This window comes from Curtobacterium sp. VKM Ac-2884 (assembly GCF_015350945.1).
Taxonomy (GTDB): domain Bacteria; phylum Actinomycetota; class Actinomycetes; order Actinomycetales; family Microbacteriaceae; genus Curtobacterium.
On the sequence record NZ_JADKSA010000007.1, the window covers coordinates 33,087 to 48,497 of the forward strand.

Annotated in this window: 14 protein-coding genes and 1 pseudogene; 9 read left to right on the plus strand and 6 right to left on the minus strand. The window is 71.4% G+C overall.

Annotated features, from left to right (window positions below):
* Window positions 1–53: 53 nt before the first annotated feature.
* The 5 genes from ITJ60_RS17160 to ITJ60_RS17180 form a co-directional block, all read right to left on the minus strand.
* Window positions 54–1,118, minus strand: a complete 1,065-nt coding sequence (locus ITJ60_RS17160) for a Gfo/Idh/MocA family protein (protein ID WP_194648890.1) — start codon at window positions 1,116–1,118, stop codon at window positions 54–56.
* A gap of 35 nt (window positions 1,119–1,153) precedes the next feature.
* Window positions 1,154–1,969 carry a ThuA domain-containing protein gene (locus tag ITJ60_RS17165; RefSeq protein ID WP_194648812.1) on the minus strand — a complete coding sequence of 272 codons (816 nt, stop codon included), beginning with the start codon at window positions 1,967–1,969 and terminating at the stop codon, window positions 1,154–1,156.
* Between the two features lie 47 nt (window positions 1,970–2,016).
* The gene (locus ITJ60_RS17170) at window positions 2,017–2,907 is read right to left on the minus strand and encodes a carbohydrate ABC transporter permease (protein WP_111084887.1); all 891 of its coding nucleotides are present in this window, start codon (window positions 2,905–2,907) and stop codon (window positions 2,017–2,019) included.
* A complete protein-coding gene (locus ITJ60_RS17175) occupies window positions 2,904–3,764 on the minus strand; it encodes a carbohydrate ABC transporter permease (RefSeq protein ID WP_194648813.1) in 861 nt (286 codons plus the stop codon). The genes ITJ60_RS17170 and ITJ60_RS17175 overlap by 4 nt, the downstream gene beginning before the upstream one ends.
* Window positions 3,765–3,912: 148 nt before the next feature.
* Window positions 3,913–5,124, minus strand: a complete 1,212-nt coding sequence (locus tag ITJ60_RS17180; protein ID WP_194648814.1) for a sugar ABC transporter substrate-binding protein — start codon at window positions 5,122–5,124, stop codon at window positions 3,913–3,915.
* Window positions 5,125–5,298: 174 nt separating this feature from the next.
* Between ITJ60_RS17180 and ITJ60_RS17185 the strand changes: the two genes are divergently transcribed.
* The 8 genes and pseudogenes from ITJ60_RS17185 to ITJ60_RS17225 all read left to right on the plus strand — a co-directional run bounded on the left by ITJ60_RS17185 (window position 5,299) and on the right by ITJ60_RS17225 (window position 13,790).
* The gene (locus ITJ60_RS17185; RefSeq protein WP_194648815.1) at window positions 5,299–6,315 is read left to right on the plus strand and encodes a LacI family DNA-binding transcriptional regulator; all 1,017 of its coding nucleotides are present in this window, start codon (window positions 5,299–5,301) and stop codon (window positions 6,313–6,315) included.
* 360 nt (window positions 6,316–6,675) lie between these two features.
* Complete coding sequence (locus ITJ60_RS17190; RefSeq protein WP_194648816.1) at window positions 6,676–7,995, plus strand: ABC transporter substrate-binding protein; 1,320 nt, start codon at window positions 6,676–6,678, stop codon at window positions 7,993–7,995.
* Entirely contained in the window at window positions 7,992–8,963 is a 972-nt protein-coding gene (locus ITJ60_RS19415) for a carbohydrate ABC transporter permease (RefSeq protein WP_194648817.1), read from the plus strand. The genes ITJ60_RS17190 and ITJ60_RS19415 overlap by 4 nt, the downstream gene beginning before the upstream one ends.
* Window positions 8,963–9,811 (plus strand): carbohydrate ABC transporter permease, encoded by an 849-nt coding sequence (locus ITJ60_RS17200; protein ID WP_228510603.1) that lies wholly within the window; start codon window positions 8,963–8,965, stop codon window positions 9,809–9,811. The genes ITJ60_RS19415 and ITJ60_RS17200 overlap by 1 nt, the downstream gene beginning before the upstream one ends.
* Before the next feature lie 123 nt (window positions 9,812–9,934).
* The gene (locus tag ITJ60_RS17205) at window positions 9,935–10,672 is read left to right on the plus strand and encodes an acyl-CoA dehydrogenase (protein WP_228510604.1); all 738 of its coding nucleotides are present in this window, start codon (window positions 9,935–9,937) and stop codon (window positions 10,670–10,672) included.
* Window positions 10,673–10,680: 8 nt separating this feature from the next.
* Window positions 10,681–11,232: a signal peptidase I gene (locus tag ITJ60_RS17210; RefSeq protein WP_123672932.1), complete on the plus strand. Its 552-nt coding sequence runs from the start codon at window positions 10,681–10,683 to the stop codon at window positions 11,230–11,232.
* Window positions 11,229–11,957, plus strand: coding sequence for a hypothetical protein (locus tag ITJ60_RS17215; RefSeq protein WP_194648818.1), 729 nt, complete (start codon window positions 11,229–11,231; stop codon window positions 11,955–11,957). Before ITJ60_RS17210 ends, ITJ60_RS17215 begins: the two co-directional genes overlap by 4 nt.
* 134 nt (window positions 11,958–12,091) lie before the next feature.
* Window positions 12,092–13,790: pseudogene (locus tag ITJ60_RS17225) on the plus strand (choice-of-anchor G family protein).
* Window positions 13,791–13,857: 67 nt separating this feature from the next.
* Here the strand turns inward: ITJ60_RS17225 and ITJ60_RS17230 are convergent.
* Window positions 13,858–14,304, minus strand: coding sequence for a MarR family winged helix-turn-helix transcriptional regulator (locus ITJ60_RS17230; protein ID WP_194648820.1), 447 nt, complete (start codon window positions 14,302–14,304; stop codon window positions 13,858–13,860).
* A 121-nt stretch (window positions 14,305–14,425) separates the two neighbouring features.
* Between ITJ60_RS17230 and ITJ60_RS19420 the strand changes: the two genes are divergently transcribed.
* A complete protein-coding gene (locus ITJ60_RS19420; protein ID WP_194648821.1) occupies window positions 14,426–15,409 on the plus strand; it encodes an AraC family transcriptional regulator in 984 nt (327 codons plus the stop codon).
* Window positions 15,410–15,411 lie beyond the last annotated feature (2 nt).

Here is a 15,411-nt window from a genome sequence, read left to right on the forward strand (position 1 = left end):
GGACACGCGCGGGCGTGCCGGGCGTGCCGGGGGTGCCGGGCGGGCCGGGGCGCCTACGGCGTGGGGACGGACGCGCTCAGGGCCTCGCGCACCGAACCCCAGGCGGCCAGGCGGTCGCGGACCGCGTCGTGCCGCTCGGCGGCGAGTGCCTCGGCGTGCGCGCGCTCGAGCACCTCGTCGATGACGATGCGCTGCCCGGTGCGGGTCGACGCGATCGCCGCCTCGACCATGGCGAGGCTCATGACGTTGCCGTGCACCTCACCGTCCGGGGTCTCGCCGGAACGCACGGCGTGCACGAACGACGTCAGCGCCCCGGCGATCTCGTGCCCGACACTCGCCGCGGACGACGGCGTGCCCGCGGTGCCGTCGAGGTCGCTGGACGGGTCGTGGTCGCCGTCCCACAGCGCCGTGCCGGCAGCACCCGAGGCCCGCCAGTCGCCGTTCCACGAGGTCTCGGCGCCCGGTGCGCACCACGAGCCGTCGTACACGTACCGGACGTCGTCCTCGAAGGCGAAGACCGCTGCCGCCGCCGCGTCGCCGCGGTACCACGACCACGACGGGTTCCACGACTCGCAGTACACCGACACCGGGTCCCGTTCGAGCACGTAGCGGGCGGAGTCGAACGCGTGGATCGCCATGTCGAGCAGCAGGACGTCGTCCATCTGCTCGCGGAAGCCGCCGAAGTGCGGGGCCTTGGCGAACCGGGTGCCCAGGCCGCCGATCGCGCCCAGGCCGCGCACGTGCTGGCGGAACGCGACGAGCTGGTCGTTGTAGCGCCGCGACTGCGACACCATGAACAGCTTGCCGGTGGCCTCGGCGGCCGCGGCGAGCGACAGTGCCTCGGCGACGGTCTGCGCGGCGGGCTTCTCGCCGAGCACGGGGAGTCCGGCGTGCAGGGCCTGCAGCGTGACGGGGTGGTGCGCGACCGGGACGGTGATGTCGAGCACCGCCTGTGCACCGGTCTCGGCGGCGAGCACGGTCAGGTCGGTGCCGACGGGGATGCTCGGGTCGCCGGCGTGTTCGGCACCGGCCCGGGCAGCGTCGAGGTCGAGGTCGACGATGCCGACCAGCTCGACGTCGGGGTCGGCGGCGACGGTGCCGAGCCAGGCCCGACCCATGCCCCCGGCGCCGACCTGCAGGACGCGGAGCGCGGTCACGCCTGCGCCCCGGCGTGGTCGTCGACGGGGGCGTCGTCGACGGGCGCGTCGTCGAACGGGCCGCGGTAGTGCTGCCCGTCGAAGTACTCGCCCAGGTCGTACCGGCGGAGCGTCGGGATCTCACGCTCGCGCTCCGGCCGCGCCCACTCGGTCGCGTTCGCGATCACGCGGCGGACGTCCTTGTGGTGGTACACGGGGAAGTCCTGGTCGCCGGGCGAGAAGTAGAAGATCTTCCCCAGGCCGCGGCGGTACGTCATGCCGCTCCGGAACACCTCGCCGCCGGTGAAGCCCGAGATGAACACGAGCTCGTCGGGGGTCGGCACGTCGAAGTACTCGCCGTACATCTCCTGCTCGGGGATGACGATCGGGTTCGGGACGCCGCGGGTGATCGGGTGCTGCGGGTTGACGGTCCAGACGAGTTCCTGGTCGTGCTCGCTCCGCCAGCGAAGCGTGCACGTGGTGCCCATCAGCTTGCCGAAGATCTTCGACCAGTGGCCGGAGTGCAGGACGACCAGGCCCATGCCGGACAGGACGTGCTTGTGCACCCGGTCGACCACGGCGTCGTCGACGTCCTGGTGCGCGGCGTGCCCCCACCACGTCAGGACGTCCGTCGCGGCCAGGACCTCGTCGGTCAGGCCGTGTTCGGGCTCCTGCATGGTGGCGGTCCGGACGACGGCGTCGGGCAGGTTCTCGCGGATGCCGTCGGCGATCGCGCCGTGCATGCCGTCGGGGTACCGCTCGGCGACGTGCTGCTCGACCTGCTCGTGGACGTTCTCGCCCCAGACGGTGATGCGCAGCGGGGAGGTGGTCATGGTGTGCCTTTCAGACGGTGGTACGTGGTGGCGTCGGTCCGGGGCCGTCACTTGACGGCACCGCCGAGGGCACCAGCGGAGATGTACTTCTGCGCGAAGATCAGCAGGACGGCAGCGGGCAGGGACGCCAGCACCGAGGTCGCCATGACGGGCCCCCAGTCGGTGACGTTCGACCCGATGTAGTTGTAGATGCCGAGCGTGATCGGTCGGACCGCGGTCGTCGACGTCAGGGTCAGTGCGATGAGGAAGTCACCCCACGCGCCGAGGAACGTGAAGAGCGCCGCGGTGACGATGGCGTTCCGGCTGATCGGCACGACGATCGACACGAACGCCCGGAAGTCGCTGGCGCCGTCGACGAGTGCCGCCTCGACCAGGCTCGGCGGGATCGACTCCATGAACGCCCGCATGAGCAGGATGGCGAACGGCACCTGGACCGCGCTGTCGGCCAGGATCAGCCCGACGTAGCTGTTGAGCAGCCCGATGTTGTTGAACAGCGTGTACAGCGCGTTCGCGATGACGATCGCCGGGATCATCTGGGTGATGAGCAGCACGAGCAGGAACACCCGGCCGCCGCGCATCCGGAACCGGGCCAGCCCGTAGGCGGCCGGCGTCGCGATGGCCAGTGTCAGCAGGACGGTGCCGAGGCCGATGATCATGCTCGACAGGAAGTTCTGCCCCTGCTGGGCGAACGCCGCCTCGTACCCGGCGAAGGTGGGGGAGAACGGGAACCACGTCGCCGTGGCGGCCCCGGACGTCGCCTGCAGGCTGGTGTTCACCATCCAGTAGACGGGGAACACCATGATCGCGAGGAACACACACCCGAGGATCGTGAACGGGATGCCCTTGGCGGAACCGCGCGGGCGGGGTGCCCGGGTGGTCCGCTTCGTCGTGATCGCGCGGGTGGCGGTGACGGTCTGGTTCGCGAGTCCGACGCTCATTCGTCGACCGCCTTCCGGGAGATCGCGATGTAGACCATCGCGAAGACGAACGAGACGACGATGAGCACGTTGCTCACCGCGGCTCCGATGCCGAACTGGAAGTTGATGAACGACTGGTGGTACGCGTTCGTGGCGAGGGTCTGGGTCGAGTTCGCCGGCCCGCCGCCGGTCAGGCCGAGGATGATGTCCACGACCTTCAACGTGTAGACGACCCCGAGCACGACCACGACGCTGACCACCGACCGGATGCTCGGCCACGTGATGTACCAGAACGCCTTGAACCCGGTGGCGCCGTCGAGCGACCCGGCCTCGTAGAGCTCCGGCGGGACGGACTGCAGACCGCTGTACAGGATCGTCGTGTTGAACGGGATGCCGAGCCACACGTTGACGCCGATGACGGCGATGAGCGCGAGGCTCGGGCTGACCAGCCACGGGACCGGCGCGATGCCCACCAGGCCGAGGAGCTGGTTGAGTGCCCCGCTGTCCTGGTCGAGCAGCCACTTCCACACCGCGCTCGAGGCGATGAGCGGCAGCAGCCACGGCAGGAGCAGCAGCCCCCGCAGGAAGCCCGACAGCGGGAAGTGCCGACGGAAGAACAGCGCGAGGCTCAGCCCGATGACGAACTGCAGGATGATCGAGCCGGCCGTGAACAGGGCGGTGTTCACGAGGCTCGTCGTGAAGACCGAGCTCTGGAACACCGCGATGTAGTTGCCGAGCCCCACCCAGGGGGCCTCGCCGGTGAAGAAGGTCGCCGTCGTGTAGTCCTGGAAGGACATGATGATGTTCTTCACCACCGGGTAGCCGAAGAAGACGGCCACGAAGACCGCCGCTGGCACCACGAAGAGCCATCGGGTCACGCCGGATCGGAACCGGGCTCGTCGTTGCCCGGGTCGGGGTGTCGTCACGGGCGGGATCGTCCGTGGTCGTGTCTGTGTCGAGGCGCTCACGCCGGGGTCCTTTCCTGCACGCCGGAGGGAGCCGACCGGTCGGCCGGCTCCCCGTGGACTACTGCTCTTGCGACTGCGCCTGCTTGAGCGCTGCCTCGGGGCTGGCCTTGCCGGTGAGGGCGAGCTGGACGGCGGTGTAGATCTTCGTGGCGGCCTTGGGCCAGTCGGGTCCGAGCTCACCGGTGCGCGCGCGGGCGGTCTGCACCGTGGTGACGAAGGACGCGACCTGCGGGTGGTCCTTCGCCCAGGCGGCGCCGGCCTCGAGGTTGGTCGGCACGTTGCCGCTGACCTCGGACAGGGTCTTCTGCATCTTCTGCGAGTGGAGGCAGCCGACGAACTTGCCGGCGAGCTGCATCTTGTCCTTGTCGCCGGTCTGCGGGACGGTGAACGCCTCGCCGCCGAGTGGTGCGACCGTGGCCTCGCCGGTGCGCGTCGGGATCGGGACGCTGTCGAACTCGAGGCCCTTCTTCTCGTTGAGCGCCGGAAGCTGCCAGGGGCCGTTGATCATCATCGCGGCCTTGCCGGCCAGGAACTGGTTGTTGACGTCCGCCTGGGCCCAGTTGATCGAGCTCTTCGACATCGAGCCGTCGTCCTGCAGGTCCTCGACGAGCTGCAGCGCCTGGGTGGCGTCCGCGGTGGCGATGTCCTTCTCGTCACCGCCGTTCGACCAGAAGAACGGCAGGAACTGCCAGGTGCCCTCGTACGTGTTGATGTTGCTCATCGCGAAGCCGTAGGTCGAGCCCTTGGTGAGCGTCTTCGCCGCGGCCTTGAGCTCGTCCCACGTCTTGGGCGGCTGGACGCCGGCGTCCGCCAGGAGCTTCTTGTTGTAGTAGAGCGCGATGGAGTTCGTGTTCGACTGCAGGCCGTAGAGCTTGCCCTTGTAGGTGCTCGCGGCCTTCACGCCGGGGACGTCGCCGTCGGCGTCCAGACCGTAGTCCGACAGGTCGGACAGGGCGCCGGAGGAGGCGATCTGCTGGACGTCGGGGTTGTCGAGCATGAGGACGTCGGGCAGCGTCTTCGACGATGCCTGCTGCAGCACCTTCGCGATCAGGCCGGCGCCGGCGACGTGGTTGATCGTGACCGTCGCGCCGACCTCCTTCGCGCACTGCTTGTAGACCGGGTTGTAGTTCGCGTCGTAGTAGTCCTCGATCGTCAGGGCCTTGCTGCCGCCCGACGAGGCCGATCCGGAGCCGGAGCAGCCGGACAGGACCAGGGGGATCGTGGCGACGACGGCGACTGCGCCGACGAGGGCGCGCGTCCGGCGGGACATGGAGGGGAATCTTTGCTTCATTGCAGAGCTCTTCTCTTGACGGATGCTGGGGCAGGCACGCATCGACGAGGCCGCTGACGTCATCGTCGCTGTGCTCCTGGGGCGAGAAGCTAACAGATAAGCGCTTCACCTGTAAAGCGCTTTTCTGACTTCCCGCGCGCTAGGATCAGCGCCATGGCCACGATGCAGCAGGTCGCCGATCGGGCGGGGGTCTCGATCGCCACCGTGTCCTTCGTGGTGAACGGGACGAAGTACGTGACCCCCGGCACGACCGCGCGGGTGAAGACCGCGATGCGCGAGCTGAAGTTCCGCGGCAACGTCGTCGCCCGGGCCCTGGCGAGCCGGCGGACCCGGATCATCGCGCTGTTGTTCCCGACCACCGGCAACCGCTTCAGCCCGACGACCTCGCAGTTCTTCATGAGTGCGGCGGAACGGGCGTCCGAGCGGGGACACCACCTCGTGCTCTGGCCGGTGGACCCCGCTGGAGACGACCTCGACGACCTCGTCTCGGGTGGGCTCGTGGACGGCGTCATCCTGATGGAGGTGCGGATGGACGACCCCCGCGTCGCCGTCCTCACCGACCTCGGCGTGCCGTTCACCCTGATCGGCCGGACCCGCGACAGCAGCGGTCTGCCCTTCGTCGACATCGACTTCGAGACGACCATCGAGGACAGCCTCGACCACCTCGAGACGCTCGGGCACCGCCGCTTCGGACTCGTGCTCGAGGACCTCGAGGGCACCCCGATGGCCGGCTACGCACCGCACCTGCGCGTCGAGGCGACCTTCCGGCGCGCGATCGCCGAGCGCGGGCTGGCCGGAACGGTCGTCACCGCCGGGCCGGGCAGCGACGGCGGACGCCAGGCCACGAGCGACCTGCTCGCGGCGGACCCCGACGTCACGGCGCTGCTCGTGATGAAGGACGACTCGTCCGCCGGCGTCCTGGTCGGCCTCTACACCGCCGGCCGGCGGGTCCCCGAGGACGTCTCCGTGCTCAGCATCGCATCGTCCGAGGCCAACGCCGACCAGCACTACCCGCGGCTGTCGACCATGGTCGCGCCGGGTCAGGAGCTCGGGATCCGGGCCGCCGACGCCCTCATCGAGCAGCTCGACGGCACGTCCGACGACCTGCCGCACTTCCTGCTGCCGTGCATGCTCCGCACCGCGGAGTCCACGGCCCCCGCCCCCGCCTGACCACTTGCCGGCCCCGCCCGAGTCTCTGCGCCGCGTCCCCGAGACTCGGGCGCAGCGACAGTCCTCGCGCCGGCGCCCCCGAGGACTGTCGCCCGCCCCGAGACTCGCCCGCGCCCGTGACGTGGCCAGGAGACGGACGGGAGGCGCGGGGCGGGCCCGCACTGCGCCTCCCGTCCGACGGATGGTCACGTGACCCGCCCACGAGACTCGCGCGCAGCGACTCACCTCGCGCCGTCAGCCCGGAGGACTGTCGCCCACCCCGAGACTCGGCCATGCCGCCGCCGCCCATCCACCGGGCGCTCAGGGCCGGTTGGTTGTGTGGACGCACAGGTTCGCAGCACCACACGTCGAGGAGGACGGATGGCCATCGACCGCAGGATGTTCCTGCTCGGGGGAGCGGGGGTGCTGCTCCTCGCGGGTTGCTCCACGCGCCCCGAGCGCACGCTGGTCCAGGACTGGCCCACCGACCCGCCGGAGGGCGAGGCGACGATCAGCTGGTGGGCGGGCCAGGTCGCCTCGAAGGACGGCGGTGACCTGCGGCGCCGGCTCATCGCCGAGTTCCAGAAGGAGCACCCGAACATCCGGGTGCGCATCGTGAGCGCCCCGAGCGACACGGACACGAACCGGACGAGCCTGACGACGCAGATCGCGGCCGGCAGCAGCACGCCGGACGTCTACCTCGGCGACGTCGCGTGGCCCGGGCAGTTCGCGAAGAACAAGCTCGCCACCCCCGTGAACCAAATCGTGGGCGAGGACTTCTTCGACCAGTTCCCCGAAGGACTGCGGCAGGCGGCGAGCGTCGACGGGACGTACTACATGTTCCCGCTCTACATCGACGAGTCGTTCTTCCTGTACCGGAAGGACCTGCTCGCGAAGCACTCCCTGCAGGTGCCGGGGTCGTGGGAGGAAGTGCGCGAGACGGCCGCGAAGCTCGTCGACACCGGTGACGTCAGCTACGGATTCGCGTTCCAGGGCGACGTGTACGAGGGCCTCACCTGCAACGTCACCGAGTTCGTCGCGGACGCCGGCGGCTCGCTGCTCAACGACGACCTGACGAAGCCCGAGACGACGAGCTCGGAGACGAAGCGAGCGTTCGAGTTCATGCGGTCCCTGATCACGGACGGCGCGAGCCCCCGGGCCACGCTGACGTACCAGGAGCAGGACACGAACGACGCCTTCTCCGGCGGTCGGGCGGCGTTCCTGCGCAACTGGTCGTACGCGTGGGGCATCGCGAACGGGCCGGACAGCCGGGTCGCGGGCAAGGTCGGGCTCGCCGCCCGTCCCACCTTCGACGGGCAGGACGAGCACCACTCCACCATCGGCGGGTGGGGGAACTACATCAACCCGCACACGCAGCAGCCCGCGGCGGCACTGACGTTCGCACGCTGGATGTCGAGCGAGACGGCGCAGCAGTTCCTGACCCGCGAGGGCGGCGTCCTGCCGGCCCGCAGCGCGTCGCTCGTCAGCGAGGACGCGAAGCGCCAGCAGCGACCCACCTACGACACCGCGGCCGGCATCACGCTCGTGCCCCGTCCGACCTCGACGGCGTACTACCCGAAGGTCTCGCAGGGCGTGTACCAGAACGGCAACAGCATCCTCGGCGGGCAGGCGTCCGTCGACGGCGGCACGAGCACGATGGCCTCGGCCATCGCGCTCGCCCTGCAGGGGGAGGCGCTGTGAGCGCCGGTACGGCCACCCGGTCGGGCACCAGGCCGGGAGGCGCGGGTCGCCTCGACCCGCCGCCCCGCCTGAGCGGACGGTCGCGTCTCGACCGCATCCGCGCGCGGGGCGCGTGGGGCTTCGCGGCCCCGGCGCTCCTGGTCGTCGCGGCGGTGACGATCTTCCCGGTGGTCTACTCGATCGTCCTGAGCTTCGCGGACGTCGAGGTCGGCTACGAGGGGTTCACGATCCAGTCGTTCGGGCTCGGCAACTACGCGGCCCTGCTGCAGAGCGCCGACTGGTACCGCGCGCTCGGCTTCACGGTGCTGTACACGGTCGTGACCGTCTCGGTGGAACTCGTGCTCGGGATGCTCGTCGCCCTCGTGCTCGAGCGGCTCGGGGCCACGCGCGGCTGGATGCTCGCGCTGATGCTCATCCCGTGGTCGCTCGTCACCATCGTCAACGCGCAGTTGTGGAAGTACATCTACGACAGCACCTACGGCGTCGCGACGTGGTTCTTCGGCCTGTTCGGGGACGCCCCGGTGATCCTCGGCGAACCGGTGCCCGCGATCACGGGCCTGATGGTCGCGGACATCTGGAAGACGACGCCGTTCGTGGCGATCATCCTGCTCGCCGGGCTCGTGCAGATCTCCGAGGACCACTACGAGGCCGCGGAGCTCGACGGGGCCAGCACCTGGCAGACGTTCTGGCGGGTGGTCCTGCCGCAGCTCACCCCGACGCTGACGATCGCGGTGCTGTTCCGCATCCTGCAGGCGTTCGGGGTGTTCGACCTGCCGTTCGTGCTGACGAACGGCGGACCGGGCACCGCCACCCAGTCGCTCGCGATCATGGGTTACAAGGTCCTGTTCCAGGACATCAACATCGGCCCGGGCGCGGCTATCGCGACGTCCACCGCGATCATCGTCGCGGCCGGGTGTCTGCTGTTCCTCCGGGCGTTCCGGAACCAGGCGAAGGGAGGGGATGCCTGATGCCCCGTCAACGTGTGCGCAAGGGCTGGCGCAGGTGGGTCAACACCGTCAACGTCAGCGGCGTCGTCATCGCGGTGCTCACGGCGCTGCCGCTGTACTGGCTGGTGTCGACGTCGCTCAAGCCGGCGTCCGAGATCGGGCAGTCGCCGCCCACCGCGTTCCCGCAGTCGTTCACCCTCGACAACTTCGTGGTGGCCTTCCGCGACAACGCGCTCGGGCAGTACATGGTGAACAGCGTCATCGTGTCGGTGTCGACGACGGTGATCGTGCTCGCGCTGGCGTTCCTGGCGGGCTACGCACTCGCCGGCCGGTGGATCAAGGGCCGCACGGCGATCATGACGTCGTTGCTCATGCTCTCGGTGTTCCCGGCGATCGCGGTGCTCACGCCGCTGTACCTGCTCGAGCGCAACCTCGGACTGCTCAACTCGTACCCGGGCCTGATCGTGCCGTACGTCGCGTTCAACCTGCCGTTCGCCATCTGGATCATGCGGAACTACCTGGTCGGGATCCCCTCGACGATCGAGGAAGCGTCCGAGATCGACGGGGCCGGGGCCTGGCGCACCGTGCTCAGCGTGATCCTGCCGATGGCGAAGCCGGGCCTGTTCACGGTCGGGGTGTTCACGTTCACGGCGTCGTGGAGCGAGTTCCTGATGGCGCTGACGTTCAACAGCGAGAACTCGTTCCGGACGATCCCGGTCGGCATCGCGCTGTTCGGCACGCAGTTCACGGTGCCCTTCGCGCAGATCTTCGCGGCGAGCGTCGCGGCGACGGTGCCGATCGTCATCCTGGTGCTCGTGTTCCGCCGCTCGATCGTGTCGGGGCTCACCTCCGGCGCCGTCAAGGGGTGACGCGTCCATTGATTCCTGAGGGATAGTCCGCCAGGATCGGAGCAGACGTCGACGGCGACGGTCGGGACCAACCACCCCGGCCGTCGCCGCCACCGATCGGCGTCACGGATCAGGAGACACGTCATGGCTGACAGCACTGCGCCCCCGCGCGCCCGGAACCGCGGCCGTCGTGCCGCGGACGACACCGCCCGCCGCACCCGGCGCCGCAACCGGGTGTTCGCACTCGCTGCCGGCGGGGTCCTCGTCGTCGGCGGTGCGGGCTACACGCTCGCGTCGTGGACGGACACCGAGTGGGTGTTCGGCGGCAACGGCTCGGGCGGGCCGGGCGTGGGAACGTCCGGGTTCGAGGTCGAGCAGAACGTCACGGCGCCGTTCGCCGCGGCGGGCTTCACCTCGGACGAGACGAACCCGGGGCAGGCGCTCCGGTTCTCGGTCGACGCGCTCGCCCTGTCGCCGGGAACGGCGACCTACGCCCCCGTCGCGCTCCGCACCACCGCCGACTCGATCGCCGGCGACCTGGTGCTCCGGGCAGCGGTGCCGGCGTCCGGGGTCACGGTCTCCGACGCCGACGACGTGCTGTGGAATGCCCTGCAGGTCCGGGTCGCCGCGATCACGGACACCACCGCCGTGTGTGACGCCACCGCGTTCGACGTGCCGTGGACGAGCGTCGCGTCCGGGCCGCTCGGCACGGCTGCCGCGACGATCGCGCGGCCCCTCGCCGCGGCCGGCGGGTCGACGCAGGTGTACTGCTTCGAGGTCTCGCTGCCGGAGTCGCCGACGCTGCCCGCCGGCACCACGGTCGACGCGCTCCAGGGGCGGACGGCCGCGCCCGCGTGGCAGTTCGCCGCCGAGTCCGACTGAGCGCGGCCGTGCGCGGCTCCACCGCGCCGACGTCCTCCGACGAGGGCGTGGCGCCGCCCCGTCGTCCCGCCGACCGCGTCCGCTCCGTCGTCCTGACGGTCGCCGGCGCGATCGGACTCACGTGCCTGCTCGCCTGGGCCGCCGTGGCGTTCACCGGACTGTCGTTCGTCGTCGTCACCACCGGGTCGATGGCCCCGACGATCCCTGCGGGCGGGCTCGCCATCACGCACCGCGTGCCCGCGGCCGAGATCACCGACGGGGACGTCGTCACGGTCCCACGCGCGGGGTCGGCCCTGCCCGTCACCCACCGGGTGGTCGCGGTGGACCGGGTCCCGGGGGACTCCGCGGCGCGGTCGCTCACCCTGCGGGGCGACGACAACGCCTCCGACGACCGCGACCCGTACGTCGTCCGGCACGCCGGACTCGTGCTGGCGCACGCCCCCGGCCTGGGCTCGGTGCTCGTCGTGGTCACGAGTGCCCCGGCCCGTGGGCTGGCGGTCGCGCTCGTCGGCGTGCTCGTCGCGTGGGCGTTCTGGCCGGCCCGGCGGGAGGACTCGTGACCCGCGTCCTCGCCACCTCCGCGGCGGTCGCCGCGGTGCTCGTCGGTGCGACCGGGATCGGCACGACGGCGGTGGCGGTCGCCGCGACGGACTGGAGGCCCGTGGCCGAGACCGGCACGCCGGGCCGGTTGGTGCTGCACACCGGTCCGGAGCCCCTCGTGCTGCCCGGGGCGGGGAACGACGCGGACGTCACGTGGCAGGTGCGGACGAGCGTCGACGAGCCCGGCCCGGTCACCCTCGACCTGCAGCTCACGGGACGGGGCGGCCTGCCGGGCGGGACCGACGGCGTGCTCGTGTCGGTCGCGACGTGCGACCAGCCGTGGGGGGACCCGTCCGGAGCCCCCACGTGTGGCGGGCCGACGGCCGCCCTCGTCGACACGGTCCCCCTCGTCGACTGGGCGACCTCCGCGCCGTCGGTCCGTGTGCCCGACCCGGACGGCGACGGCTCGGCGTACCTGCTCGTCCGGCTGTCCCTCGGTGACGCCGCGACCACGGTGCCCCGGACCGCCGAGGTCGGCGTCGGCGTGACCGCCCGCGGCGGGGAACCCGTCGTGTCCGGACGCCCGGCGCACGGCAGCGGCGAACGCGACGGAGACGGCGCTGGCGTCGGCCCGGTCGTGCTCGCGATGACGGGTGGTGGGTTCGCGGGGCCGGTGCTCGTCGCGGTCGCGGCCGTCCTCGCCGGCGTCGCTCTCCGACTCCGGCGCCCCAGGAGCCGGTCGTGAGCCGGCGTCCGCTGCACCTGCGCCGTGGCCGGATCGCGGTCGTCACCGGCATCGTCGTCGCCGCAGCCCTGGTCACGCCCACCGCCGTCCCGAGCACCGCGTCGTGGTCGGACCGCGAGTGGGCGCACGGGGCCGTGGGGACGTCCTCGTTCGACTGCGGCACCGACGCGGACTACACGTCGACGGCCTCGAGCCGGTTCCTGGGCGGGAGCATCGCCGGCATCGACCTCGACGACGTCGCCACGGTGCGCGGGGTCGACGTCGCGAAGACCGGCGCCGCACCGGCATCGGTCGAGCCGGCCACCGCGCCCGAGCTCGGCACCGGCGGCCGCCCGTTCACGCAGGCGTTCGGCAACCCGCTCGACGTCGGCCTGCTCGGCGACGTGGCGGGCATCGACCTCACCGGTCTCGGCCTCGGACTGCCGGCCGGTTCAGCGGGCGCGGTGAACCAGGTCGCGACGGCGTCGGGAACCGGAGAAGCCGTGGCGGCGTCGGGGCTCCGGTGGCGTGCTCGTCACACCGACGACCCCGTCCGGCGACCTGCCCGACCCGGCCTCGATCACGCTCGGCCGCGCACTACCGGGCATCGCGGACGTCACCGACGTCGGGCTCGACGTCGGGGCCGTCGGTGCGAGTGCGCAGCTCGCCGGGTGCGACGCCATCAGCCAAGACGTGTGGGGCGGGGTCGTCCAGCGCACGCTCGCGACGAACCTGCGTGCCGCGGTGCAGCAGGTGGCAGCCGACAGCGGGTCCGCCGGGCTCGAGCGCGACTACGGGATCACGAGCCTCGACCTCCGTGTGGACAGCCCGCTCGTCGGCGCGCTCGTCACGGCGGTGGACGACACCGTGGTGCAGCTCGACGCCGCGGTCGACACGCTCGGTGGCACGGACGGGGTGCTCGCACGGACGATCAACCAGGGCGTGCTCGGGGTGCTCGGCGGGCTCACCGGCAGCCTCGGGCTCGGCACCATCGGGGGCACGGTCGAGATCACCGGGCCGGACCTGGCAGGAGCGGTCGCGCCGCTGCTCGCCGAACCCGTGCAGGACGCCGGCGGAACGTTGTCGCTCGACCTGTCGGCCGGATCCGTCCGGGTCGACCTCGCGCACCTGCTCGGCGACGACGAGCACGGGCTCAACGACCTGCCGCCGAACCACGAGGTGGTGCTCGACGCCGTCACCCTCGGTGCGCTGGCCGACCGGCTCGGGCAGGTGGTGGACGCCTGGGCGGGGAAGATCACGACCGCCCTGACGACCGCGCTCGGGGCCTTGCACGTGCGGATCGCGCTCGCCGCCGACCTGAGCGCACCCCTGGTGCTCGGCATCCGCGTGAAGATCGCCACGCTGTCGATCGGCGTCGACACCGGGGTCGCGGCGCTCATGGCTGGGCAGACGAAGCTGTCGGTCGGCGTCGCGCTGCTCGGACTCGACCTGGGCGGCCTGCTCGGCGTCGTGACCGGCCTCGCGACGTCGCTCGTGAACCCGTTGACCCAGGCGGTGGTGGGGACGCTCACGACCCGGTTGTTCGCGCTCGTCGGGACGCTCGGCACGACGCTGACGACGACGATCGGTGGCCCGGTCGTCCGTGCGCTCGGGACGGTCCTCGCGCGGCTGCCCGGGGTGCTCTCGCTCCGGGTGAACGTGCAGCAGGACCTCGCGGCCGCCCCGACCCCTGCCGGCCGTGCGACGACCGGGCAGTACACGCAGACCGCACTCCGCCTGTCGATCGCGGACGCCCTGGTGCCCGGGGGACTGGCCCGCGTCGACCTGGCCAGCGCTGCGGTGGGGCCGAACTCGGTGTCGCTCGTCGGAACGGCCCGGCCCCGAGATAGGTAGCATCGTTACCTAGCTGCGCATGGTGGACAATCACCGGAGCCGCACGCTGAGCGCCCGTAATCTGCCGTCAGGGGCTCGGGGCGCCGAGGTCGACGGCCGCGATGATGCGGTCGACGATCCGGACGAACCGGACCCTGTCCCGTTCCGAGAAGGAGGCCAACAGCTCGTGCAGGTGCTTGTTCGTGCCGTCCATGGCGATCGAGTAGTCGCGTCTGGCGGTCTCGGTCAGCTCGATGTGGCGACTCCGACCGTCGGCCGGGTTCGGCACGCGGCTGAGGTGCCCGCTCTGCTCGAGTCGGTCCACCATGCCGGTCACCGCCGGTCCGGTCAGGCCGAGGTGCTGCGCGAGGTCCTTCACGCGGACGGTCCGGTCGGCCGCTTCGGCGCGGGACACGAACTGCAGCACGGTCAGGTCGCTGCCGGACACGTCGAGTTGCTCGCGCAGCCGCGCTCGCAGCGCGGACACCGCTGCTTCGAGTCGCGTCAGTGCCGCCACGAGGTCGAGATCGCTCACGGGAGCGCCCCTTTCGAACCGGTCGGGTCTGCGCCACCGTACGCCGTGCTCACCGGGTCAGCGTATCCACATAACGAGTCGCGCGGTCAGGTTCGGGTGTCCGGCACGGGGGCGATGCACCGTGACTGACACCTACGAGGCCCCGCGCGCCGGTGGACGCGCGAGCGAGCCGGTGCGCTTCGAGGTGTCCGGCAGCGATCCGGAGTCAGCGGCGCGTGACCTGGCCACGGTGCACGGTGCCGAGCAGTGGTCCGCCCAGCAGACCGGCAGCGAGTTCGTCTACCGCTACACCGCGGTCGGCGACACGGGGATCAGCATCCGTCGGTCCCAGATGCGCGGCGTGCTGCGCGGTGCGATGCCGATCAGCACCGACTACATCGTCGCGTGGATGACGAGCGGCAGCGCCCACCTCGACGTCGCCGGGCAGCGGGTGGACCTGCACCGGAACGTGCCGACGCTCCTGCCCTGCGACACCGCGTTCGTCTTCGCAGCCGAGGACCACGACCAGCGCCTGGTGCACCTCGACCGGGAGCTCGTGCACCGGATCGCCGGCGAACAGCTCGACCTGGGGGACCGGCCGCTCCGCTTCGACCACGCGCGCGAACCGGACAACGCGATGTACGGCCGGTGGCAGGGTGCCCTCGCCGCGCTGTCCCGCGCGCTCCGTGTGGGCGGTCCGGACTCGGAGACCTGGACCGAGGCGAAGTCGCTCGCGATCGCCGCGTTCCTCGAGACCTTCCCGCCGCAGCTCGACGACCTGCCGGCGGAACTGGCCCTGCCGCGGAACGCCCGGCTGCGCGCCGCCGTCGAGTACGTCCACGCGCACGCGTCCGAGACCGTGACCATCGCCGACCTCGCCGCGGTGGCCGGCCTGAGCGTGCGGTCCGTGCAGGAGTCGTTCCGTCGGGTGTTCGACGTGTCCCCGCTCACCTACCTGCGGGACGTCCGTCTGGACCGCGTGCGCAGCGAACTCCTCGCACTCGACCCGCAGGTCGGAGCGATCGGGGACGTCGCCCGACGCTGGGGGTTCGCGCACCTCGGTCGGTTCTCGGCGTCGTACGCGGCGCGGTTCGGCGAGTACCCGAAGCAGACCCTGCGCCGCTGATC